This is a genomic window from Candidatus Uabimicrobium helgolandensis (assembly GCF_041508025.1).
Classification (GTDB): domain Bacteria; phylum Planctomycetota; class Uabimicrobiia; order Uabimicrobiales; family Uabimicrobiaceae; genus Uabimicrobium; species Uabimicrobium helgolandensis.
In genome coordinates, this window is record NZ_CP165719.1 from 896,782 (window position 1) to 922,050 (window position 25,269).

Annotated in this window: 17 protein-coding genes and 1 pseudogene; 6 read left to right on the forward strand and 12 right to left on the reverse strand. The window is 34.2% G+C overall.

Annotated elements, in window-relative coordinates; all coding sequences use genetic code 11:
• Positions 1-48 precede the first annotated feature (48 nt).
• The 3 genes from UABHE_RS03355 to UABHE_RS03365 all read left to right on the forward strand — a co-directional run bounded on the left by UABHE_RS03355 (position 49) and on the right by UABHE_RS03365 (position 6,974).
• Positions 49-3,411, forward strand: a complete 3,363-nt coding sequence (locus UABHE_RS03355) for a protein kinase (RefSeq protein ID WP_372368809.1) — start codon at positions 49-51, stop codon at positions 3,409-3,411.
• Positions 3,404-5,905: a hypothetical protein gene (locus UABHE_RS03360; RefSeq protein WP_372368810.1), complete on the forward strand. Its 2,502-nt coding sequence runs from the start codon at positions 3,404-3,406 to the stop codon at positions 5,903-5,905. The genes UABHE_RS03355 and UABHE_RS03360 overlap by 8 nt, the downstream gene beginning before the upstream one ends.
• 274 nt (positions 5,906-6,179) lie before the next feature.
• Positions 6,180-6,974, forward strand: coding sequence for an ADP-ribosylation factor-like protein (locus tag UABHE_RS03365; protein WP_372368811.1), 795 nt, complete (start codon positions 6,180-6,182; stop codon positions 6,972-6,974).
• 161 nt (positions 6,975-7,135) lie between these two features.
• On the opposite strand, the gene UABHE_RS03370 is transcribed toward UABHE_RS03365, so the two are convergent.
• The 3 genes from UABHE_RS03370 to UABHE_RS03380 all read right to left on the reverse strand — a co-directional run bounded on the left by UABHE_RS03370 (position 7,136) and on the right by UABHE_RS03380 (position 9,447).
• Positions 7,136-7,396 carry a hypothetical protein gene (locus tag UABHE_RS03370; RefSeq protein ID WP_372368812.1) on the reverse strand — a complete coding sequence of 87 codons (261 nt, stop codon included), beginning with the start codon at positions 7,394-7,396 and terminating at the stop codon, positions 7,136-7,138.
• A gap of 290 nt (positions 7,397-7,686) precedes the next feature.
• Complete coding sequence (locus tag UABHE_RS03375) at positions 7,687-8,970, reverse strand: NCS2 family permease (RefSeq protein WP_372368813.1); 1,284 nt, start codon at positions 8,968-8,970, stop codon at positions 7,687-7,689.
• Positions 8,971-9,447, reverse strand: coding sequence for a MarR family winged helix-turn-helix transcriptional regulator (locus UABHE_RS03380; protein WP_372368814.1), 477 nt, complete (start codon positions 9,445-9,447; stop codon positions 8,971-8,973).
• Between the two features lie 663 nt (positions 9,448-10,110).
• Between UABHE_RS03380 and UABHE_RS03385 the strand changes: the two genes are divergently transcribed.
• The 3 genes from UABHE_RS03385 to UABHE_RS03395 all read left to right on the forward strand — a co-directional run bounded on the left by UABHE_RS03385 (position 10,111) and on the right by UABHE_RS03395 (position 14,523).
• Positions 10,111-11,688, forward strand: coding sequence for a BCCT family transporter (locus UABHE_RS03385; RefSeq protein WP_372368815.1), 1,578 nt, complete (start codon positions 10,111-10,113; stop codon positions 11,686-11,688).
• Positions 11,688-13,529, forward strand: coding sequence for a glycine betaine ABC transporter substrate-binding protein (locus tag UABHE_RS03390; RefSeq protein ID WP_372368816.1), 1,842 nt, complete (start codon positions 11,688-11,690; stop codon positions 13,527-13,529). Before UABHE_RS03385 ends, UABHE_RS03390 begins: the two co-directional genes overlap by 1 nt.
• Before the next feature lie 319 nt (positions 13,530-13,848).
• Positions 13,849-14,523: a lysoplasmalogenase gene (locus tag UABHE_RS03395; protein WP_372368817.1), complete on the forward strand. Its 675-nt coding sequence runs from the start codon at positions 13,849-13,851 to the stop codon at positions 14,521-14,523.
• A 98-nt stretch (positions 14,524-14,621) separates the two neighbouring features.
• Here the strand turns inward: UABHE_RS03395 and UABHE_RS03400 are convergent, their stop codons facing one another.
• The 9 genes and pseudogenes from UABHE_RS03400 to UABHE_RS03440 form a co-directional block, all read right to left on the reverse strand.
• Positions 14,622-16,142 (reverse strand): serine/threonine-protein kinase, encoded by a 1,521-nt coding sequence (locus UABHE_RS03400; RefSeq protein ID WP_372368818.1) that lies wholly within the window; start codon positions 16,140-16,142, stop codon positions 14,622-14,624.
• Positions 16,143-16,436: 294 nt separating this feature from the next.
• Positions 16,437-17,981, reverse strand: coding sequence for an RNA-guided endonuclease InsQ/TnpB family protein (locus tag UABHE_RS03405; RefSeq protein ID WP_372368819.1), 1,545 nt, complete (start codon positions 17,979-17,981; stop codon positions 16,437-16,439).
• A gap of 18 nt (positions 17,982-17,999) precedes the next feature.
• A pseudogene (locus UABHE_RS03410) lies at positions 18,000-18,591 on the reverse strand (IS607 family transposase).
• 7 nt (positions 18,592-18,598) lie between these two features.
• Positions 18,599-19,423: a hypothetical protein gene (locus UABHE_RS03415; protein ID WP_372368820.1), complete on the reverse strand. Its 825-nt coding sequence runs from the start codon at positions 19,421-19,423 to the stop codon at positions 18,599-18,601.
• Positions 19,424-19,464: 41 nt separating this feature from the next.
• Positions 19,465-20,400: a hypothetical protein gene (locus tag UABHE_RS03420; protein ID WP_372368821.1), complete on the reverse strand. Its 936-nt coding sequence runs from the start codon at positions 20,398-20,400 to the stop codon at positions 19,465-19,467.
• A 27-nt stretch (positions 20,401-20,427) separates the two neighbouring features.
• On the reverse strand, positions 20,428-21,249 hold the full coding sequence (locus UABHE_RS03425) for a metal ABC transporter permease (RefSeq protein ID WP_372368822.1): 822 nt from the start codon (positions 21,247-21,249) through the stop codon (positions 20,428-20,430).
• Between the two features lie 5 nt (positions 21,250-21,254).
• The gene (locus UABHE_RS03430; RefSeq protein ID WP_372368823.1) at positions 21,255-22,010 is read right to left on the reverse strand and encodes a metal ABC transporter ATP-binding protein; all 756 of its coding nucleotides are present in this window, start codon (positions 22,008-22,010) and stop codon (positions 21,255-21,257) included.
• Between the two features lie 141 nt (positions 22,011-22,151).
• On the reverse strand, positions 22,152-23,291 hold the full coding sequence (locus UABHE_RS03435; RefSeq protein ID WP_372368824.1) for an ATP-binding cassette domain-containing protein: 1,140 nt from the start codon (positions 23,289-23,291) through the stop codon (positions 22,152-22,154).
• Positions 23,292-23,396: 105 nt separating this feature from the next.
• Complete coding sequence (locus UABHE_RS03440; protein ID WP_372368825.1) at positions 23,397-25,268, reverse strand: heavy metal translocating P-type ATPase; 1,872 nt, start codon at positions 25,266-25,268, stop codon at positions 23,397-23,399.
• Between the last annotated feature and the right edge of the window lies 1 nt (position 25,269).

Sequence of the window (25,269 nt, forward strand, 5' to 3'; positions counted from 1 at the left end):
CCAAACGAATTCCAACCAAAGCTCTTCGTTTTGATAAAGGAAAACGAAATGTCAGATAATTCGCAAAATCCTAAAAAACCCCAACCTAAAAAACCCCAACCTAAAAAACCCCAACCTAAAAAAGTTATCCCCGTTGACTCGAATGATGTAACAGACAAGACCGTTGTTTATCAACAACCTCCAACTCAGCCTTCCGACGAGACCGTTGTGTATGAAATGAATCAGAGAGAAGTGAATTCGGACACAAATATAATGGTAAATACTGAGCATTTAAGCCGTTCATTTGATGCTTCGACAAATCAGCTTTTTGGGCATTATCGCATTATTGAAAAACTTGGACAAGGAGGCATGGGAGTTGTATACAAAGTTGAAGATACGCGTTTAAAAAGAATTGTGGCTTTAAAACTGATTTCTAAAGGTATTCTGGAAGAAAAAGAGGTTCAGCGTTTTATTACAGAAGCGCAGGCCAATGCGCAGTTGCAACATCCTGGTATTGTTCGTTTGTTAGATGTTGGGCAAAACCCCCAAAATTATTTAACTATGGAGTATGTTCCAGGCTATACACTAAAGCAGATCATACACTATCGCAAAATAAATTTATCACAGAGCATTCAAGTTCTTATTTCCTGCGCTGAAGCGTTGCAGTACGCACATGATATGGGGATAATTCACCGCGATATCAAACCAGAAAATATTATGGTAACCGGACAAGCGCAGCCGAAAATTATGGACTTTGGTTTGGCAAAAATAGTGGATGGTAATGCGCAACTTTCGCAAACAGGTGACATTATGGGAACCCCTGCATATATGTCTCCTGAGCAAGTGAATGGCAATAATGTCACGGAAAAAACAGATATTTATTCTCTTGGAGCGACATTATATGAGATTCTAACATCACGTCCTCCTTTTGAGGGCAAAAACCGCGTTAACCTATGGTACAACATTTTAAAAGAAGATCCTATTTGGCCGCGACAACTCAATCCCGATATCCCTTCTGATATAGAAGCTATATGCATTAAGTGTTTACAGAAATCTCCTGAAAAACGTTATAAATCAATGAGTGAATTTGCAAATGATTTACGCAACTTCCAAGAGAACAAACCGATACTAGCCAAACCACCAAGTGTTTTAACCTATGCACACAAGTTTATTGTGCGGCACCTAGCAGCTAGTTTAGCGGTAATTATTATTCTTTTGAGTATAGTTGTGGGAGGAGTTTTCTCGTACTATCAATGGCAAGTAGCTAAAGAACAAAGAGAAATTGCCGAACAAGGGAAAAAGCAAAATGCTAAAGAGGTACGAAAATCTAAAACGCGTTTAGCCAAAATTGCTTTAACTAAATGTGTTGAGGCTTACAAGAATGGAGAATGGGCTCAAAGTGGAGCATTTGCGGGAGCATCTTTAGATTTTATCAAGAATTTTACAGGTAAAGATGTTGATCTTATTCGCGAACAGGCTCGGGCATGGTTAAAGCAGTCTATTGAAAAAAATAGTGTTTTATGGATGAATTTCAAAAACGCAAAATCAATACTCAGTTGTCGTTACAGTGGAGATGGACGTTATATTATTACTTGCTCGGCTGATCATTATGTACGTATTTGGAATAGTTACTCAGGAGCTATGGTAAGCGAGCACAATACCGAAACTCAAGTATTCAGTGCCTGTTTTAATAGTAATTATAAGAAAATTGCATGGTGCTCTAAAAATAAAGTTGTTGTTATGGATTTCAAGTTAAAAGTAAAGCTTTACGAACGAAAACAAAAGAATCTAAAATTTTTGCATTTTCATCCAACGAGTAATAAAATTATCGTTGCCACAAATCGCCGCGTTATTTTAGTAACACTAAATAACAAAAAAAACACTGTTATTGCCGAAGGCTATGAGTGGGTCAATGCCGTAGAATTTAGCCGTAGTGGTAAACTTTTAGCTATTGCTTCTAACCAAGGTATTTTCGTATTTGGATTGATGGAAGGTATACAACAAAAATTTTCTTTACTTCGAAATAATATTACGAATTTTTCTTTTAGTCATGATGAGAAGAGTGTTTTTGTTATTTACAATCAGAATCTAGTAAAACGATGGGATATGAAGAACGATTTACATCAAAAGTTATTTTCAATAGAAGAAGCGGCTAAAGTTATAGCAAGACAAAATAATACGTCGATTATTGTTGCGTACCAAAATAAACTTGCTGTATGGAGTGATATCACTAAAACATTTATACGAACGCTTGCTAGTCACACTGATAACATAAATGATTTTGCGATGCATCCACAAGGGCACAGTATTGTTTCTGTTGGACAGGATGGTTTTATTTGTAATTGGCAGTTGTCGCGCGAGAAATATATGCATCAAGCGAGTCACATAGCATTTGCCTATTTAAAGTTTAACAGTGTGGGAGATAAAATGGCCGCGCACATACCTGAAAATGGAGTAATTAGTGTGTGGAATGTGCGAAATCGCAAACTTTTACACTCGTGGAAAACAAAAGATGTAAAGGCTATGTGGGAATTTATTTCACCATTAAAAATAGCAATTGTTTATGGACAAAAAATTCATATTTATAATATAAAAAACGGTAAAAAAATACGCGAAGGATTTTCAAATAAACTTGGGCATGCGATACAACATATGTTGTTCCACAGAAAAAAACAGCAGTTAATGACTGTTACTCAGCAGCGTTATGTCCACGTGTGGGATTTTAAAACCGGGGCGAAACTTAATGAGTATAAATTAAAAAATTCGATGATCAGTTGTTCTTTAAGTGACGATGGTAACCTTTTGGCTTACTCATTGGTAGAAGATGTTGAAATTCTAAATTTGCATACTCGCGAAAAGAAAGTTTTTCGAGGACATAAAAGTTGGGCACAAGCGATTGCTATTAGTGAAGATAATAAACTCCTTGCTTCAGGTTCTATTGATAAAACGGTAAAAATTTGGAGTATTGAGAATCAAAAATGCATAGCAACTATTCCTCAAGAGGTGTTTAGTTATCAATTACGGTTTTTAGAAAGAAACAGACTTTTGTCAACAGGCATTAAAGGGAAATTGACCATTTGGAATTTAAAGTTTATGACACCAATATTATTGATTCCTGCTGCAAGTTCCTGTTTAAGTTTAGACGAACGTCGTGTCGCTTTGATACAGAATAATAATCTACTGGTAGTTGATCTTAAAAGTAATCAAAAAACTCATGGTCGACATTTTCCTAAATGGAGTAAAGCTTTTGCGAAAAAAAATAACTATGTTGTAAAAGAGAAAAAAAGTTTTTTTGATTTTCGTCGCGATTTGCCAGGCAGTATTGTTGAGCAAGGGTTGGCTAATCAACCTCTTGTGATATGCAAATTTCTTTTTAGACAACAAGTTACAGAAGAACTTTCTACAGCATTTTGGAATAAAAACTATGAGTAAAAACTTGGCGATAATTGTAGTACTTGTACTATGTTGTTCTTGTAGTGATCGTGCGCTAGTAGAGAACAGTAATGATAGATTAGAGAATATGCGCACGACATTTCGTACCCTGGTGTTGAGTAATATTGATTTTTATCAAAAAATGAGTTTGTGGAATAACTTTCTCATTGCTTTTAAAGATGATATCGATGGTGAAGAAGATGATCAAATACGGCAAAGAGTATTACAGCGAATTAAAGTTATGCGTAATAAGTTACGGCGCAAACGAGAAAGTAGTAAAATTGTAATACAGTCGGACTTAAAAAAGAGCAATTCATTGCAAAATGGGCAGAAAGTTTGGGTCAAAAAACATGACGAAAAATATAAGGCTAACTATCAAGTAAAAAGTAATTGGCAACTACAACATTTTTCCAATACCAATGATGAGCAAGCGTATCGCTATATACTCAATAGCCACCAGTATATAGTTTTTAATTTTTATGATTATGGGCCTACTCTTGGATTAAATCAGATTATTCTCCAAGCACAAGATCGTATTTTTTCAAATGGATATAGCGATTATACAATTACAAGAACGCAAAACATGGATTTAAATGGTATTTTAGGACGATATATTGCATACCGCTTGGTTGATAAGAAAGGAAATAATTATTTAGCAAAGGTTTTCTATCGTTTTTACCAAGGAAAAGTATATTTATGCTACTCTGTGAGTCCTTATTCCTCGAAAAGGCATCTTGCAGAGATAAATAAATCAACTACATCCTTAACTATACAAAAAGACCTAGTTATACCACATGGTAAAAAGTGGAAATATATTCACTTTCCTCTTTTAAGATATGCTTACAAAATTCCAAATAGTTGGAAATCGCTGTCGGTTATGAGCGATAGTAATGCAAATATTAGCATGTATTATCCGGGAAAAATGGGAATTATTTATGTTAGTTTACTAAAGCGTAAAATTAGTAATTGGCAAAAAGTTTTGAAGCCTTCTTTGAAGTGGATTGAACCTTACGAACTCATTTCTCAACAACGAAAAAATATTAATGGTATACCTGCGAGGAAAAATATATATAAAACGCGTATACCATCGTTACCATTTGCACCTCATTTAATGGAGGCGCTTTATGGAAGTAAAGGTAACCATAGCTTTTTAATCTATGTAGGTTACCCATCTATGCAGGATAAAAAAGAAACAACCTACTTACACTCTACAATGGCCAGTATAAATATTTTACCGCCGCGCACAGCTATAAAAAAATTTAAAACAATATATGAAGAAAAATTTCCTATTAGTTATAGTATTCCCGATAGATTTAAAAAGCATAGCGAAGAGGATTCCTTGGATGTAGTTCACAACATTTATGAAAGTGATGATATCCAAATGTCATTCTATTTTTCTCGTATACATAAAAATCTATCTTTAGAGAGTATTATTGGTTCAGTAGAAAAATCTTTGAGTTTATTACCTAATTTGACGAAAAAACACGAAAAAAAAGTTATGAGAGGCAAAAAGAAGTTTTATTCTTGTTTTACAAAAGAAGAGGGCAAATACAAGGCTAAATATCTGTTTGTAACGAACAAAAATTTTAGTTGTGTGATTGGTTATTGGACGCGTTTAAATAGATTTCCTGGTCTTTTCAAGAAAATTTGTGATTCAATTGAATTTAAATTAGGTGATAAAGAAAAGCAAAAACATTATGCTGAAGTATTGAAAAATAATAAAAGCTCTGTTGCTTTTTATAACATGTCTTCTATCCCTGGCAATAAAACTCTGAAACTTTTATCTAAGGCGATTAAAAGAAATTTTATATTTCCTGAAGCATTTCTTGCCAAAGCAAATGTTCTACGAAGTCATAAAAAACATAAAAGAGCTGCGCAAGATTATCAGATTTTTCTTCTACAAAAACGTTATACTTCGCAAAATGTAGTCATACCAAAAGATATAAATTTGTATGTAAAAGAACATTTACCGCAAATACCAAATACAACTCCTCTTTTTGAAGTTTACGATGCTATTTCTAAGAACCAGTGGCGTTTTAATATTTGCAAATTAAAAAAACTTCGCCAAAAATTTATAACGACAAAAAAATGGAAAATGCTAGATGTTACATACCAATATATATCTAAAGATAATCAAGAGAATGGTCAAGATCGTCGTATTTTTTTTGCAGATAATAGTAATAAGGTGCATGAGATAGAATCATCTGGTTTATCGCTAGAAAATAAAATTGATATGACTAACACGAATAAATTTTATTTAAAAAAAGCGATTCGCAATTATTACAACAACATAGGACCATACTCTGAATCCTACACAATGAACAAAATAGATAAAATACGTATGAAAGAATTGACTGTTCAAGAGTTAGATATTAAATGGACATATATCCCAGCGAAAAGCAATCACTTTGATGATGTGCAAGCGTTAGATAGGTTTGTTGTTGTTCCTCTTTTAAAAAAATGTTATGTCTTTAAAATAAAAAGAAACTATTAGCGCCACGATAAATACGAAGTTAGGGAAAAGGTTATAAAATGTTAAAAAATTCTGATCACTATTTTTTTGTAAAAAAAAAATTAAACTAGGACCTTTTACTATAAAACAACTCCGCTTTCTCATCCGTCTAGGTGTAGTAAACGAAGAAGATTTAATATGGTCAAGAGAGAACAAAAAATTTGTTGCGGCTAAAACAATACCTTATCTTGGGTTTACAGAACCTTCTATAGTTCCATTGTTTTTGAGAAAAAAAATCTTTGATAACTTGGAAGAGGTGAATGATCTTTTGGCATTAGAACGTAATGGATTGAATATTTTAGAACAATGGATTACACTTTTTTATTCTCCAAACATCCTGAAAAAATTAGAAAATAATCCTTTTAATATCATTGAATTGCTTCCTCTTTGGAAAAAGAAAATTCAGTTCTTAGAAATGCTTTCGCATGATTCCGCTCTCGAAACTCCGACTATAAAAATTGTTTATTGGGGATTTCCATTTTGTGGGAAATTGACAAATGTGGAGGTGATTTATAATATCTTACAAAAAGCACAAATAGAAACGGGGGAGATAAGTGTTGTTAAGTTAAAAGGAGATCTTTTTTTATATTTAAATTTTTCCCTAAAGCCCAAAGATATAAAGAATGAAATGAAAAAATATTTAGAAGCTCCTCTTATACGTGTGCATCTTGCTTTGGAGCGCGGACCCTCTTATTACGAATCTGTTCGTCATTACACTTTACAAGATGCAAACGGCGTTGTTTTTGTTGTTGATTCTTTAGATTCTAGATTGGAATCGAATCAAGAATATTTTCAGCTCCTAGATAAAACTTTTTTAGAATGCGGTATGGATCCTACAAGTGTTCCTGTCGTTCTTCAGTATAACAAGCGCGATTTTCCCAATGCGATGCCTGTAGAGTTAATGAACAACGAGTTCAATAAACAAGGTTTACCATTTTTTGAATCTATTGCTGCTACAGGAGAAGGAGTTGTTCCAACTCTAAAAAAAATAATACAGTTGGTTCTCCAAAAGCAACAAATTAGAGAAATATTTCGCCTTGCCAACAACTAAAATGTACAAAATTTTTGATTGGTGGTGTTCAGTTTATGGTTGTTTAACTATTTTGCGGTAGTTGACTCTTTTCATAGTCACCTCTTTTAATATTGTCGCTATCTCAGCTGGATTAACCTTTACTTTTTTTATATTATTTACCTTTTCGTTTACGCATGATGTCAAATATCGAGAATTTTTTCTATGCCTCTTTGTGCTGCCCCACATTTAGAGTCCATTTCTAAAGCAATTTTATAATCGCTTAGTGCTTTATTACTATGGCCCATTAAATGATAAATGCTTGCGCGACCACAATATCTTTTGGGACTAATTTCTTCTTCTATTAAACGATCGCATAGATCGAGAAGCGTTTTCCAGTCTTTTTGAGATATTAATCTTCTTCTTTTTTTTTGGTATTCTTCTTCCAATTTAGTCCGTTTCATTTTGTGTCCTTTAAGGTGATTCATCGTTTACTATCATAAAAAACCACAGAACTAATTTTATTGTTCTGTGATTTTGTGAAGAATAACTTACTTTAAATGTACAGTGGAAACTGAGTATTGATATTTCGATCATTCTTTAGGAACATTTATATTTATAATACTCTAGATGAATGAATTTGGTTGCCTTGTGTAAAACAATGCGAAACCCATAAGCTCTTAGATAGAATAACTTCAAATTCGTTTAAGTAGTCGGAATAATTTGTGCCTTTTGCGCGCTGTTTCTTCGCGCTTTACGAATACTCTATAAAAATAATTAAACCAGACAACAGTGTAATTACATACATCATTGGGTGAAGTTCATCGCTCTTACCCAGTGTTATTTTAAGTGTTGTGTAGGAAATAAAACTCCACACAATTCCTTGAGTAATAGAATAAGTAAGTGGAATAAGGATAATGGCTAGAAAAGCAGGAATTGCGTCTTCATAATTTTCAAAATCAATATATCTTAGTTGTCCGCACATAAAAATTCCAACAATAACTAAAGCGGGGGCTGTTGCATAGCTAGGAACTACAGTTGCAAGGTTTCCCAAAAACAAAAACGGTAAAAACAGAATTCCAGTGACAACAGCAGTCAGCCCTGTTCGTCCTCCTGATTCGATACCAGAAACACTTTCTATGTAGGTAGTTCCAGCGCTACTGCCAAATATCCCTGCGCCAGTGGTGGCAATTGCATCTACAAATAGAGCCTTACTTATATTTTTGGGTTGTTCTTCGTCATCTAGTAAATTTGCAGCTTGCGCGACACCTAAAAAAGTGGCAATAGAGTCAAATAAATCGGTCATTAACATTGAAAATATCGGAGCCACCATTGATAAAGTGAGCGCTTCTTTAATGGCAAATTGTCCAAAAAGACTAAAATCTGGGGCAACAATTATTGTTTCTGGTAAAGATATATTACCACTAACAATTCCAAGTAGTGTACCGACTAGAATACCAACAAGTAAAGCTATTTTGAATTTATGAACCACAAGAAAGATAGTAATTGCTAAACTAATAAAAAATATAATTACCGAGGGGGACCACTTACCATGAGTAACTAGCGTTGCAGGATGTGAAACAATAACACCCGCATTCTTTAGGCCTATAAAGGCAATAAATAAACCTATGCCTGCAGCAATGGAAAAGCGTAAAACTTTGGGGATGGCAATCACGATCAAGGTACGTACATTGAGTATCGTTAATAAAATAAAGATAATACCAGAAATAAACGTAGCGCCTAAGGCTACTTGCCAAGATATTCCTTGGGTAATTACTAAAGTGTATGTAAAAAAGGCATTGATTCCCATACCGGGCGCAAGCGCGTAAGGAAGATTTGCGATAACCCCCATGAGGACGGAACTAAGTGCTGCTACGAGAACAGTCGCAACAAGAGCAGCATTCGCGGGCATTCCGGTTTCTTTTAAAATACTTGGATTTACAAATATAATGTAACTCATTGTTAAAAAAGTTGTTAATCCAGCAAGCGCTTCGGTTTTCAAAGTAGTTTCGTTTTCTGATAATTTAAAATATCGCATTTAAAATTCCTTAATGACTTCTGCTGCTAGATAATCTATTTCTTTTACATTCATCATTGTTGCTACTCTTTGCAAAGTAGAAAGAATTAAATTTTGTTCCCAAACTTGAAGTTTTCGAAATTTGTGAACAAATTGTTCTTCTAGTAGTGAGGGAGCTCCGCTTAATATATCGCGGCCTAAATCTGTTAACCGTACAAATGTTTTACGTCGATCTTGTTGACTTCTCTCTTTTAATAACATTTGTTTGTGTTGTAGTCTATCTAAAATACCTGTTACTGTTGCATTACTCAAATTTAGAATCTTTGCTAAATTCCCAACAAGTATTTCATCGTGTTTTGCCAGTTCTTTTAATACAGACAATTGTGGTCCTGTTAGTCCACATTTTTGGACTAGGTTTTTCGATCGCAAATCCACTGCTCTAATCATTTGACGAATTGCAATTAAAACGTTGTCTTCTATGCTATTATGGTTTTCCATAGACTCATCCTCTCTTTCACCAAACGACCCTAACTTTAAGTTAGCTAATCAAAATGTATCACAGCAAGGTAAGTGCTGTCAATAGCTTGCTCAGAATGGAATTTATTTTTTTGAATTTTCTAACAATTCCCCCTATTTTTTATAAATCACACAAATTGTTATATGACTAGCTATGAAATTACGCTATATATATTTTGTGCACGAAATATATTTTTGCTAAGACCTTTGGTCAACTAGATCGCGAGCGCATATTACCATGACCCAAGTTACAATTGTGTTTAAAGAAAAAATTTGTAATTTCTTTTAAAGATAACCGAAAACGATCATCGTGACGATGACAATTAGAGAATATTATATTGTATTACAAAATGCAGAAATAGGATATGTGCTTTTGTTTTAGGGGGGGGGAGCTCGGTTTCTTTTTGGAAGGCATGGCGATTTTGAGTTAGGAAAATATTAATTTAAATGAATTGATTAAAAGCAAACTTTGTTGTTTTTGAATCAATGTTGGTTTTTCATTAAAAATGATATAAGCCGTTTTAAAAACAATTTTTTGGGATATAATATTTTCTATACGAATTAATTTATGATAAGATGAGTTGCTATATTTAAAATTAACGCATCAAACTATACAAAAAATATTCTTCAAAAATAGAGGTTTCTATGAGTAACAAAGACGGAAAAAAATCCACCACGAACACAAACCCCCCCTCAGATAAAAACCCTAAAAAACAACTAGAAGGAGAGTCATATATTGGTGATTTTCCTATTGTTTTTCTGGTTTCTTTGGTTTTCTGTAGTGTTATTGCTATTTGGGGAGCGATTCGCCCGCATCAAATGACAAGCGTTGCATTGTCTGCTACCAGTTTTATGCTGCAAAATTTAGACTGGTTTTTTCTATCAATGAGTACGTTTCTCGTGGCTCTTTGTTTGTATCTCGCTTTTGGGAAATATGCGCATATTAAGCTTGGCGGACCAGATGAAAAACCAGAGTTTTCGACTATTTCATGGTTGTCAATGCTCTTTTCGGCAGGTATGGGATGCGGTCTTTTGTTTTGGGGAGTGGCGGAACCAATGTTTCATTTTATGTCACCCCCAACTATAGCAGCTAAAACATCTGAAGCTGCGCGAGCAGCGATGGTTATTACCAATTTTCATTGGGGACTTCATGCATGGGGAATTTATGCAATTAGTGCTTTAATACTTGCTTATTTTGGTTTTCGTAAGAAAAAACCTTATCTTTGTTCCACTCCTATTAAAGAAGCTTTTTCTGGAAAGTATGTTGAGCACGTTTGTCATACTACTGATGTTATTGCGGTGTTGTCTGTTGTTTTTGGTGTTGCCGGGTCATTGGCAATGGGTGTGTTGCAGCTTTCCTCTGGGTTAAATACTTCGTTTCATATAGCGACAGATTCCACGTTTTTTTATCTGGGAATTCTTGTATTTATTACTATTTGCTTTATGATTTCAGCAAGTACTAGTCTAGACAAGGGAATAAAGATACTTAGTAATTTAAACATGTCTGTAGCCGGATTTGTATTGCTATTTGTTATTTTTGCTGGACCTGCGCGATTTATACTTGAAATATTTGTGAATACTCTCGGTGATTACGCAACGAACATTGTGCGTATGTCATTTCACTTATATCCGTATGAAGGATTGCAGGACTGGAGTTCTTCTTGGACATTGACGTATTTAATTTGGTGGATTGCATGGGGTCCTTTTGTTGGGATTTTTATTGCTCGAATCAGTAAAGGAAGAACCATCCGCCAGTTTATTATTGGCGTTCTTTTCCTACCAACATTATTCTCTATTCTATGGTTTTCTGCTTTTGGCGGTGCAGGTTTTTTCATTGAAATTTTTGGATCTGGAGGATTAGGAGAACTTGTTCAAGAAGATGTAACGAAGGCTCTTTTTGCTCTTTTTGATTATTATCCTCTTACTTTAACTTTGAAGATATTAGCGCTGTTTTCGATATTTGTTTTCTTGGTTACTAGTGCTGATTCAGCTACTTTTGTAATAGGAATGATGACCAGTCATGGAAATTTGAATCCATCTACAAAGCATAAATTAACGTGGGGTTTAGTTATTGCTGTGCTCTCTGCTTCTAGTTTACTTGTTGGAGGAATTGAGGTTTCGAAAGCAATTGCAATTAGTGGAGCTATTCCATTTAGTATGATCTTGTTATTACAAATAGTCGCGTTTTTTCGAATTCTTAGAACCGAGAAGGAGAGTTCATAATGCAAAAGTTGTGGATATCTTTTATTATCTTTTTTGTCATAGGTTGTCAAGAGCCTTTAAAAATAGGATCAAAACCGTTTAGCGAGCAATTAATTTTAGGTGAAGTTATCGCGCAGTTGGCGGAGCATGAAGGTGTCGCTGTTAAACGAATGATTCCTTACGGAGAAACACGTGATTGTATTCAAGGCCTTACTTCTGGGCAATTAGATGTATATGTTGAGTACACAGGAACTGGTTTGATGATTCTTGGGCAACCATCACTTCACGACAAAGAAAAAGCGTTTACTATTGTTCAAAAACAATTCGCAGAAATAGACGTTCATTGGCAAAAAAGACTTGGTTTTGCAAATAATTATGTGCTTGTTATTAGACGTAGCCAAGCGGTTTCTGATGGAATTGAAAATATTGCAAATCTTGCCAATTTATCAAGCTTACGAATTTCTTGCGACCTTGACTTTACTAAGCGTCCACTCGATGGTTTAGCAGCGATGTTACGCCGTTATGGTCTGAAAACAGACAATGTGATAATCGAAGATGATAAGTCAGCAATGTATCGCGCACTGCTAAACGGTGAAGTAGATGTTGCTATTGGTTATTCGACTGATGGACAAATCGATGCTTTTGATTTTAAAGTTGTTGAGGATAATTTGCATTTTTTCCCTGTATATGAAGCGGTACCTGTCGTGAATAAATCAGCCTTGACAAAGTACCCAAAATTGCAAAGTACTCTTGAAAAACTAGAGAACTTGATAGATGAAAAAACAATGCGTTCAATGAATCGTCAAGTGGAATTAGAAGGTGTTCATTATCGGGATGTAGCAAGACAGTTTTTGCGCGAAAACAAGCTTATTCCGAATGACAAAAAAGGTGCTAAAAATAAATACAAAAACTTAGTGTTTGCCGTCGAGAATTTAGATGAATTAAGCGGAGCTGCTGGAAAAGCACAACAAGTTATTCATAAAGTATTCCGTGGACGGCACTTAAAATTAGAACGTTGCGCTTCACCAAGAAAAGCGCTTATTGATGGCAAGGCTCGTATTGCTTTGATGGGAGCGGAAAGTTTTTTTGACATAAATAAGGTAGTTCAAAATCGAAAAAAAGGGATCGAGGCTGTCGCTGCTGTGGGATATAAGATGTGCCATGTCGTCATGCGTAAAGATCACTCATTCCAAAGTTTTTCTGATATTAAGTCTATTGCAACGGACGAAAAAGGAACTGGTTCATATACAATGGCCCAAGTTTTATTAAAGGCTTTTCAATTAGAAGACAAAGTAAAAATTACAACAGGCGAACTTGATGAATCGTTTCAGAAACTACAACAGAAAGAAATTGATTGTGTTGTGTTGTTGTTACCACAAAAACATGCACGTCTTACAAAGCTATTAGAAAAAGACCTTTATAAGCTTTTTTCCTTGGATGAGTGGAAGAAACTAAATTTTCAGTTTCGATTTCCGTTTTTGAGATTATCGCGTATACCAAAAGATACATATTTAGGTCAAAATATACCAATAGAAACTTTGAGCAGTCAAATTGTTTTGGCTGGTCCTGCAAAGAAAAAAGAGTTTCTTGGAGATGCTGGCCCTGCAACTGCTATATACAATAAAGCGCAGCCACTTTCAAACCTTAGTATTCTTACGTTGAATAAGCAGTTACAAAATGAAGAACTCGATCCTATTTTACCAGTAGCTAAAATACTACAATCGCAAACCAAAAAACGAGTGACTTCTATTAGTTCCTACGAAAGTTCTTTGGCGAATATGTTGGTAATTATAGCGATTATCTATTTGATTTTCTTGTTTTTGAAAGAAGAGTCTATCGACGAAGCTAATGAAGCTAGCTAATCTATTGACTCGTAGCCATCTTGTTTTTACAAAAAAGATGTATGAATCCTATAACATTGTCAGACACCCAAAAAATAGATTTTCTTTATGACAGCGGTTAAGGGCGGTCTTGTGCCGCCCGGCCTTCGCAAACAAATGTAAAAGCTTATTTAAGGTGGTTCTATAAATATGACAATGGCAAACATTATCTCTCCGCACTTGTAATACGAGACCACCTCTACATTACACTTTATTTAAATATTTTCTTAATTTAATGACGTTTAAAAAGTTTAACAACTATGGTTTTGACGACATTTCTTAAAACAAAGAGAAAGTAATTATGAGATTAAAGAATAGAGCACAAAGTAGTTTTTTTACTTTGGCTATATTGACGAGTATTTTGCATCTTATTGTTATTGTATATGATTTTAGAAATGGTATTTATATAACAAAACCGCTTGTTTTAGTTTTGTTAATTCAGGTGTGGAATTATGAAAAAGATAGTACTGCAAATTACGGAGTAAAACATTGGTTTGTTTTGGGGCTGTTGTTTTCGCTAGTTGGTGATATAGTACTTATGACGCCGAAGATGTTTGTTTATGGTATTTTATTTTTTTTAGGTGCACAATGTAGTTATATTATTGCGTTTTTGCAGCTTTCATTTTGGAAAAGAAAAGATCTGTTATACTTAGTTCCAGCCGTGATTTATATGTTAATTTTGCTTTCGTTTTTATTACCGCACGTTGGAACTATTCTTCTTCCGATAATTATATATGCTTTTATTATTTCGTTAATGTTATGGAGAGCACTATGTCTACTTACAATAAAAAGTACTCATTCATATCTTCTTGTTGTAGGAAGTGTATTGTTTGTGCTTTCTGATTCGTGTATTGCGATTAACAAATTTGTTACTGAAATTCCACAAGCGCGGTTTATTATCATGAGCACTTATTTTGCGGCGCAAATACTTTTGTGCTATTCGACTATTTGTTTAACGCGTATTCATAAACGATAACCTTAGACATTTAAAATTATTACAAATTGTTTTTATAAGTGTATAATCGATCCCAAATCGTGCATTTATTAACAAAGTGAGTTTTGTAAAAGAAAAATCTATGTCGCGGCGAGTTTTTTAATAACGCGCCAAGTGGTGTTTCTTTTAATCAATAGCTCATGCACATCAGAAATATCTCTTGTGGCTTCCAAGTTAGAAATATCACCATGTTGTATATTTATACGACTAATTGTTTCGTCTTCTTGTATTTCTAGTTCGAAGCTCCAAGATTTTTCCTTAGCAAGTTTTATAATTACTGAAAGATCTATTTCTTCAATTTTAGGTAAATTTTTGCTTTGCCCTGCTCGCAAAATCAAATTGTTGTAAGTACAAAAGTATTTTTGCTTTTCTTCGTCGACATTTATTTTTTCGTCTGTTGCTAGAAGGACACTTGTCTGCCCGAATTTTTCTCGTAGTTTGGTAAAAACATCTATCGATTTCTCTGCTAAATAATCGAGATCTATAACCACTACGTTTATCTGGTCTTTATAGGTCTGGATAAAAAACTCTAGCTCAGTAAAGCTCTCGATAAAATGGGCAGTACGATCATGAAGGTTTTCTTCGCGCAATTCATTATTCCACATTCCAATAATGGCAATATTGTCTACCGCTCCAGTAGTATAAGCTATTTTCATAAGTCTTTTGGTAATAGAAAGTCTTTTAGTTTTGCTAGAAAAAAGGCGTATCTGTTCTTTGTGGTATATTCTTTCAGCATCTTTCAATGATGCAAAAGTAGGCTTTTTCTTATGTAGAATATTGTCTATATCGACTACTAGATCACCATAACTATCATAGCGGTTTTCGACTTTTTTTTGCAACATTTTTGCAATAATTAAATTAGCGTCAGGATTTAATAACGAGTTATGAACAACAGGAGCGTTAACTTTCTCGTTAACATGATTGTAGAGAATTTGTAATATATTCCCACCTTCAAAAATTACTTTTTTTGTTAAACAGTAATATATTGTTACTCCTAAAGAATATATGTCTGATTTAAAATTATTCACTCCTAACTGTGCTGTTTCAGGACTAATAAAGCTAGGTGTTCCAAGTATTGTTCCTTCTTTGGTAATACTTGTTGTTGACTCAGCCATTTTAGAAATTCCAAAATCTCCAACCTTAGCACACTTATGACCACTTTGCCTGGAAAGTAAAATATTTGCCGGTTTGATATCGCGGTGAATAATTCCTTCAGATAAAGCCGCTTGAAGTCCATGGCAGACTTGTCGAGCAATTCTCCAAACGTCTTGTTCCCGTACTTTTTTACTTTTGATGATCTCTTCTTCTAATGAGCCATGATCAACATACTCAATTACCATATAAAAAAACGTTTCTTCTTCACCTACATCATAAATAGAAACTATATTTGGATGATGAAGTTTAGCAAGTATACGTGCTTCCATTAAACCTCGTTGAACAAGATCTTTGCTAAACTCTCGCGATTTCTTAATCACTTTGATGGCCACTAGACGGTTAAGGTTGACTTGTTTGGCTAAGTAAACGCTACCTGCACCTCCTGCACCAATTAGCTTTATAATCTCGAAATTTTGTAACTCAATATCTGGTAAAGACTCAGTCATATATACCTCCTATACTTAGAGCAAACATAGTCAATTGTTGATACAATACTGAATGTGATAATTCATTATACAATATTATTTGTTGATTTTTATATATAAAATAAATAATTTAAATAATTTATATTTGTTAAGTTTGCCAAATGGAATCTTGTAGCATAATGAATTTGACGCGCTCTTTAATTGAAGACATTTTGATTTTATAGATATAACTAAGACCTATCGTTATTTAACATGTTTTTCAAGCCTGATAGTTCACGAAAACATTATCAAATATTACATTTAATGAATTTTCATTTAAAAAGGAGTGATCCTTTTGGGGAATACTACTATGCCCTCTATCCCGTTAGCAAAAGCATTCGGGATTGCTTTTCGAATAATGTTTGCTGCCCCGTTGATATCAGCATTAAGCAAAATATTTTGTTTAGACCTAAATAGACCTCGTTTAACACGGCGTCCCAAATAATTTTGATGTTTCTTAATCGGTTCACTGTCTAAGAAAGAACATTTAGAAGTGTAACTTTCTTCTTGAATAAGAACTTCAATACCAGCAAGTTGGGCTTTGTAGGTAAGTTGGTTAACAAACTGAGAATGGGGAATAGAAACAAAATTTTGATTATTCCTTTTGCCAATGTTAATCTGTTGCTTCCAATCATCGTTTTTGCCAATAACTAATGTTCCAATACTTTTCTCAACTAGCAATTTAATGATATAGCGACTAGATTGATGAAGGTAGTTGCTAACAACGCAATTTCTTTTGTATGTAAGTTTTTCAATTCTTCTACTAGTTCCTTTGTTACTGATATAAGACATTAAACAAGAACGCTTTTTGTTAAAAAATTGGTTAATCGATTTTAGAGGTCTACCGTTAATCAAGACAGGAGTGAAGTCTTTTTGATTTGAAGTTATAGCCGCTAAGTTGTTTAACCCAATGTCTATTCCAGCGATTTTGTTTTTATCAAGGTTAGGATTAAGAACTTTATGTTTTCCTAATTGTTTGTAACAATCTTCTAATAATAATCTATTGAACTCAAGTAACTTTTCTTCTTTTGGCTTTTGACTTAATATTTGTTTTGTTACTTTTGATAGTGTTACAGAATCAAAAATATCTTTGTTATAAATTTTTGTTTTGATCAAAGAATTCAATTTATCTGCTATTGCTTTTTTTAATAACTTTGCTGGTTTATCGCATTTGTAGTTTTCTATTTTTTCTTGCAATATTTTTGAACACTTTTTTCTCAAATACAATGATATTGGTGTATCTTTTTGTAGTTCTAAGAGAAATTCCGACGTGATATCTTTTTCTTTGAGTAGATACACTGATTTCTCGTAAACAATCTCTATTTTGTACATTCCATATCGAGGAACTATTCTTACCTGTTTGATGTGTTTTTGTTGACATGACAATGTTATGTTACACATTGATAGCTTGATTTTGTTCTTTGTTAATTCTTTTTTGTTTATTGCATCTATTGGGTATAAAACTATATTCCGTCCGTTACTCTTATGTTTATACTTTGGCAATTTTGGTTTTGCCTTGAATTTATTTGGATTGATCTTGTATCCTTCTAACCCTCTAAAAAATGATTCGAAGTTTTTGCACAATACTCTTAATATCTGCTGACTTACTTTTGTTGGTAGTGCGTAATAGTCTGGCTGCTTACTTTGTTGTAGCTCTTTTTGAAGATTTTCGTAACCTATAAAACCTTTTCCTGCGAAAAAATTTTGACGCACTACATACAATCCAGCATTATATAGATTTTTTGAACGGAAACTTAAGTCGTCCAGTTCAGAGTATTTTTTATTATTTTTTGTTATATTATGTTTTTCTACGAGCTTCATAATTTTGCTTAAACTCACTTATTTTTCAGTTTTACTCATTTCTTCTTCTAACTCTTTTATAATTTTCTCTGTTCGCCTCTTGTTTCTTCTCAACCCATATAATCTAGCACAAAAAGAAGTAATTATACTTACGAAATCTTGCATCAAGTCCTCTTTATCACCACTTGTTTTGTTTATTACTTCTATTTTTTTATTTTCTTTTGCTAATAATATTTCAATGTAATTTAATCCAAATCTTGCCAAACGATCTTTGTGCTCTACTATTAAAATTTCCCAATCATCTGATTCTAAAATTTTCTTTAATTTTGCTCTCTTATCATTTAATCCAGATCCTATTTCTTTGACTTCTTTTGCTATTTGATAGCCTCTAGCACTTGCATAATCTCTTAGGCGGTTGCACTGAGACTCTAGATTTTTTTTATTTTCTGATGATGATACTCGTGCATAAATGATCACGCTTGGCTTTTCTTTTAGCTTTTTTTTCCTTTTCGTCGAAAACAACTATCGTTCCTGACGGGAGTTGTTTTCCTTTTATATAGCCTTTTTGCCAATGACGATAAGCTGTTAAATAAGTTATTGAATTCTTTTTTGCATATTCTGATAGTTTCATTACTTTATTATACTTTAGTTTTTCTTTTCGACAAGAACAATTTGATGTTTTTTGATAATATTTGATATTGATTTATGTTAAGCTTTACTGTACTTTTTATCTGACCTTGTCCATGAAACACACAATCTACAAAAATACATTCCCTTAGAAAAATTTTGTTTTGTAATTGAAAACTACAATTTTGGTATTCTGTATTTTGTTTTATGTTTTTGAGTAGTTTGTTTGCGATTTTTTCGTTTGGTTTAGGTATATGTGGAAGTTCGCCACCAATACGTTCTCTTACTGGCAATGTAGCAATTTGTAATGTGGGCCATATGCCTTCTTCAGAACCAAGAGTAGAAATACTTAGACAGGTAGGAATACCAAAGTATGTAAGAGCTTGTTGCGAATGTTGAAAGGATTTTGTTAAGTCACATTTATTTATTTGAATGGCAGTAACAACATCAAACATGTCTATTCCCATGCTGTTTAGATTTTGTCCTAACCGCTCTAGGTATATTATATTTTCACCTATCCTGTTTTTATCGCTATCAACTACAACAACAATACCGTCTGCGTCTTGCAAAAGAAATTCTCGCACTCGACGACAATCATTGCTTGGCATTGCCCAAAATTCTATTCGTTGATTTAATCCCGCAATATAGGGCAATTCAGGAGGATAACTATAAAAAAACATGATAGATTTTTGGTTTATGTGCAAAAATTCTATTTCGCTACTCCAGCGATACATATTTTTCTGTAAAAAGCGTAAATTTGTTTTTTTTCCAGAGAATGGCGGACCGCAATACACCATTTTTATAGTGAGTTCATTTTGTAAGTAATTAACTTTCATAATTGATGCTCAAGATTGCTCTGGAAAATATGATGTTTTTGTTATTTGTTTAAAATTGTTACAGCAGCGATTAAATCTTTTGTCATTTCTTGTACGTCTTGGTATTTTGCAGACATTGATTTTTTTATAATATTTAAAATTGCGGAAAGTAATTTATCATCTTCTAATTCGATAGAGGAAAAATCATATTCTTTGGTGTTTATTATTTTTCCGCCGCAACCGAGAAATAAAAATGTGGCGATTATACAAATCTCTGCTTTAGCAGAACAAGGGTCTTCCTGTTGTAGAGCTTTTAGACAACTAAAATAAGAAATTTGATAAGGAATATGAGATGAAGGGTACATTCTATCGTATTTAGCACCAAAAAAATTTTCTCGGTGATCAATCCAACAGCTTGCTAGCCCGAAATTTTTAATAAAGGCAGAACCATCTTTTTTTATGTATGTGTTGTGGAGAACCCAGTGGGTAAAATACCAAAAATGATTGTTTTGATTTGTTAAAAATATTTTTCCTATATTTGATTTTAAAAGAAACGCCAAAAATTTACTAAATTGTATTGCTATCACCAGCAATTGCCTAATTTTTTGTATTTTATTGTTGGGAAAAATATTTTGAAGTGGTTGTTTTTCTGTTGTGTTTGGTTTTACAATCCATAACGTACTCGAATCATTGCTTGAATAGCCTACTCCTTGTATGGACTTGTGTGGAAAGGACTCACTCCAATAATCAATAACTACTTCACTTATGTCTAATTTATTTAAAAAAGGAATTAACTTTACGCATTTCTTCATGTCGAAAGTTGTGTTACTCCAACCGATTTTAAGAATAAATTGTGCACCACTATCAACTTTTTCAATTAAGCAGTGATCTCTTGTGTCATCAAGAGATTGTAGCTTTTTTACTAATTTGTAGCCTTCTAGTTTTTTCTTGGTGGCATATGATATTTGTATAGGTAGAGTTTGTAAAATACTTTCCACTATTTTCCTTTTACTAAATTACCTAGTTTATTTAAAGTTTGTGCGAAACCAATCTAACGCCCACGCTAGTACTAAAAAAGCTCCCATAAGACTTATTATCATCTGTCCCGGAGGATAATTGTAGTAATTTGCAATAATAAGACCACTGACAACACTGATGATTGCAACAAGTGGAGAAACAATAAACATGAGTGAAACGCGTTTGCATAGTGTTTTTGCGATTTGCGCTGGGAGAACTAAACAACCAAAAGTGTAAATCATTCCTGAGGAACACATGGCCATTCCAATAGATAAACCAAGGAAAACTGAAATATACCAGTTCCATAATATAATTGGTATACCAATTGCTGCTGCCATAATTGGGTCGATAATGAATAAGCGCAGTTTATCATGAACAACAAAATAGGTAATCATTACAATGAGAGAAATAACGGCAAAAACTATAACTTCAAACATTCCACTACCAATAATACTCGATGCAATAAGTGATTGAATTTGTTTTACACCTTGAGGATGATTAGCGAGAAGTAGCACTGATAAGCTTGCTGAAACCAGAAACACCCACGCGCTAAATTCTTCGCGATTGCTTCCGCCTCGTTTGTCTTTCATTCCCGATATAACTGCTGCAATTATCGAAAAAGTAACGGCAGCGATCATTGGTTGTTGTAAACCTATTATTATATCAACAGCTATTCCAAGTGTTGCGGCTTGCGAAATGGCTGCGGTTAAGAATATTTGCTCTCTATTTACTACAAGAATCCCAAGCATACTTAAGAAGATAGCCATAAATAGCGCTGATAAATAGGTTTCGAAAAATAAAGGAAAAGAGATCATGAATTCTTGTAGCATTGTTCTTATTCCTCATTGCTAGGTTGACGGAAAGGAAAATTAACGGCAATACCAAAGGTTTTTTCTAAATTTTCATTATTAAAAACCTGCTGTTTTGCCCCTGCTATTACGTTTTTATCGTGGAACATTGCTACATGTGTGGCTAAATCTTGACAGATATTTAGATCGTGGGTCACAAAAATAACTGTGATTTTTTTTTCGCGATTTAAGTCAGTGATTGTTTTTAGTAGTTCGTGAGCAGCACGAAAATCAAGGCCAGATGTAGGCTCATCAACAATCATAAGTAGTGGATCGCGAACCAAAGCGCGAGCAATCATTGCTCTTTGACGTTGTCCACCGGACACGTTCCAAATACTACTATTTTTGATGTGCTTAATTCCCATAATTTCCATTACTTTTAGGGTACGTTTTTGGCGTACACTTTTCTTAAAAGTAATTCCAGCAAGACCACATGAAACGAATTCTTCTAATGTTGTTGATACTGACTTGTTTAGTTCACTTTCTTGAGGTACGAATCCTATCCGCGTGCGCCGTGCAAAATCTTTGCGTAAAAAAACAATCCCTTTTAAAGTTCTTATTGCTCCGAGAATAGATTTGATCAAGCTTGTTTTTCCACTACCATTCGAACCGATAAAACACCAAAAATCACCAGAATGAATTTCCATATTTACATCTTTGAGAATGGCTTTTTTACCGTAACCTATAGTTGCTTTTTCAGCAACGATAATCGGGGTTTGTTCAGGTATTTGCTCTTTTTCCAATCGCACTCTCCTTTATTGATTAAGTAACCTGATAAAAACAATTATCTAATTGAATATGAAGCTTCATCTTCTAATGTAGTACAACAAGAGTAATAGAGGAGCAACAAAGTTAGAAAATAAAAAGCAAATTTCAATGAGTAATTATTTTGGAGGGTTATTAGTTTCTTTTTTGTTGATTAAGCTATCAATTAAATTTTGATTCACTTCGACTTTTACTTCACTTTCTTCTGTTGACTTAGGCTGTTCTTTTTTTATTAAGTCTTCAACCTTTACTTCTGGAGCAGGTTCTTCTTTTACTTTAGGTTGTTCTTTTTCTACTGGTTTAGCAACAAGTTGTTCCAGTACATCTTTAGGTTGTTGATCTTTTTGGACTTCAGCAACGAATTCTTTAAGTTCGCGTTTAGTTTTTTGTTGTTCCATTTGCTCTTCACGAGCTTTTTCTATTTGCTGTAAGAAAAAAGATTCAAGGCGTTGTTTTTTGTTTCCTAGTTGATAAACCTCAACTCCTTCTTTGGCAAACCAGTGGGCAAGTCTTTTTTGGCGATCAGGATCAAGACCTTTACTGGTTACTTGCATGACATCTTCATTTTCTAGAAGTGTATCAATATCGCCTTCACAGATTTTGTGTCCGTTATATAAAATACAAAAACGATCGCAAACATCTTCTACATCTGAAAGGAGGTGACTACAAAGCAAGATTGTTTTACCGTGTTTTTTTAGCTCAAGTATGAGGTCTTTAATTTCTCTCGTACCTATAGGGTCTAAGCCAGAAGTAGGCTCGTCGAGAATAATAAACTCTGGATCATTAATAAGAGCTTGGGCAATTCCAATGCGTCGTGCCATTCCTTTTGAATATTCTTTGATAAAGCGTTTACGTGCTCTATCTAAACCTACCATCTCAATCAAATCATTGACTCTTTTTTTACGTACTTTGGCTGGTAAATTGAATAATTTTGCATAAAAATTGAGTGCTTCTTCCGCATTTTGATAAGGGTAAAGGTAGCTTTCTTCTGGAAGAAAACCCAAGCGATTTTTGCTAAAAATACTCCGTGGAGATTGATTGAAAATTGTTACTTTACCATGACTTGGAAATAATAAACCCAGTAGCAGTTTTATAGTAGTAGTTTTTCCTGCACCGTTTGGTCCTAATAATCCAAATATCTCACCTTGACGAACATCAAAATTTAGGTTGGTAACAGCCTTAACTTTTTCCCTGCCCCAAAAGTCTTTATAAACTTTGTGAAGCTTCATTACTTCAACAATTTTTCTTGTATCACTCATTACTATCTCCTAGTAGTTTCGAGTTACTAACCTTACATAAAGATGAATTAACTAAAAGTGTCGTTATTGTCATGGCTACGACAATAACGACGCCCTGTAAATTTATTATATTAGTTCTTCACCAAATCTAACTAAACGCGCACTGTTGAATATAATTACTAATGCGCCAATATTATGTAAAATAGCTCCCCAAATAGGTGTCAGTAACCCAAAACCGGAGAGAGTAAGACCAACGATAATGAAAAATATACCGAAAAATAGGTTTTCGTTAATAATCAGTTTGGTTTTGCGTGCTAGCTTAATCAAAAATGGCAAGCGATCTAAGCGATCGTTTAACAATGCTATTGAAGCACTATTGATGGCTATGTCGTTTTCAGCAGCGGCCATGGCGATTCCAATATTTCCAGCGGCAAGAGCTGGAGCATCGTTAACACCATCTCCAACTACAGCAACACGGTAACCATCTTTTTTGATTTTTTCAACGATTTGTTGCTTAGTTTCAGGAAGGCATTCAGCGTGAACATTGGTACATCCTAGTTCTTTACCAACCTTACGTGCTACTGACCATCTATCTCCTGTTAGCATTGAAATTTCTTTGCAGCCTAAGGCTTTAAGATCGTTTGTGGCTGCAAGAGCTTCTTCTCTAGTGGTGTCTTCAAGACCAATCCAACCAATACACTCTTTGTTTTGCGCAATATAAAGAACACTGTATTCAGCATTTTCCATATCTTCAGGAAGTAATTTAGAAAAATCGCATCCTTCTTCACGTAACCAAGTTTCGCGGCCGATTAAGATAAGTTTTTGCTCAATATAACCGCTCATCCCTTTTCCTGCTGTTTCGTGCACTTCAGGGAGCTCAACGAGATCAATGTTGGCTTTTTTTGCCATGGCAACAACTGCGCGCGCTACGGGGTGATTACTGTATTGTTCAAGAGAACCTGCTACGGATAACAGATGGGATGCTTCTATGTTGGGAGCAGGAGATAATCTTGTTACCGCTAAATTTCCTGTTGTTAATGTACCTGTTTTATCAAAAACGATACTATTTAAATGAGCAGCTTCTTCTAAGTATTTGACATCTTTGATGAGAATACCCAGACGAGCAGCGCAGGATATTGATGCAACAAGAGCTGTAGGAGTTGCAAGAACTAACGCTGATGGACATGTAACGACAAGGGCGGTGATTGCACGTTCTATTTCTTGCGAAAAATACAAAATCATTGTTGCTAACATAATGATTGTTGGTGTATACCAACTGACATGCTTATCGATAATTTGCATAATCGGTGTTTTGGTCTTCTCTGCTTCGAGAATAAGTTGCTTCACACGGCCAAGTGTTGTATCTTCTCCAACTTTGGTTACTTTAATTTCTAGCATACCAGTGGAGTTAGTTGTACCTGCAAAAACTTCGCTGTCAATTGCTTTGTCTACAGGAAGAGATTCCCCAGTGATTTTTGCTTGTTCAACAACGCTTTGTCCTTTGACAACAATCCCGTCCGCAGGTATGTTTTCTCCTGGACGAACACGAACAATGTCGCCTTTTTGCAACTTAGTAACGGCAACGCGCTCTTCACTTCCTGAAGAAATGAGTGTTGCGTCATTGGGAGAAAGACGAATTAAACTTTCAATAGCATCTCGCGCGCCTAGAGCTGTTCTTGTTTGTAAAGCGTCGGCTACTAACATAAAGAAAGCAACTATTCCCGCTGTTTGATACATCTCTAGAGCTATAGATGATAAAATCGCAATCGAAGCTAGCTCTGTTACTTTCATTTGTCCTGTGGTAATAGAACGAATGGATTGAAGAATAACAGGAGCACCTAACATGATAGCTCCTAAAAATGCAGAAAGAGTTGCTATTTCTTTTGGGGTTCCAAATATCATTTCTAAAAAGAAGGAGTTTATGATTAGAGCTCCTCCCAAAAAAGTAGCAAACAATCTCAGCATTACACGTCGTTGTTGTTGTTGGGCAACAGCCATA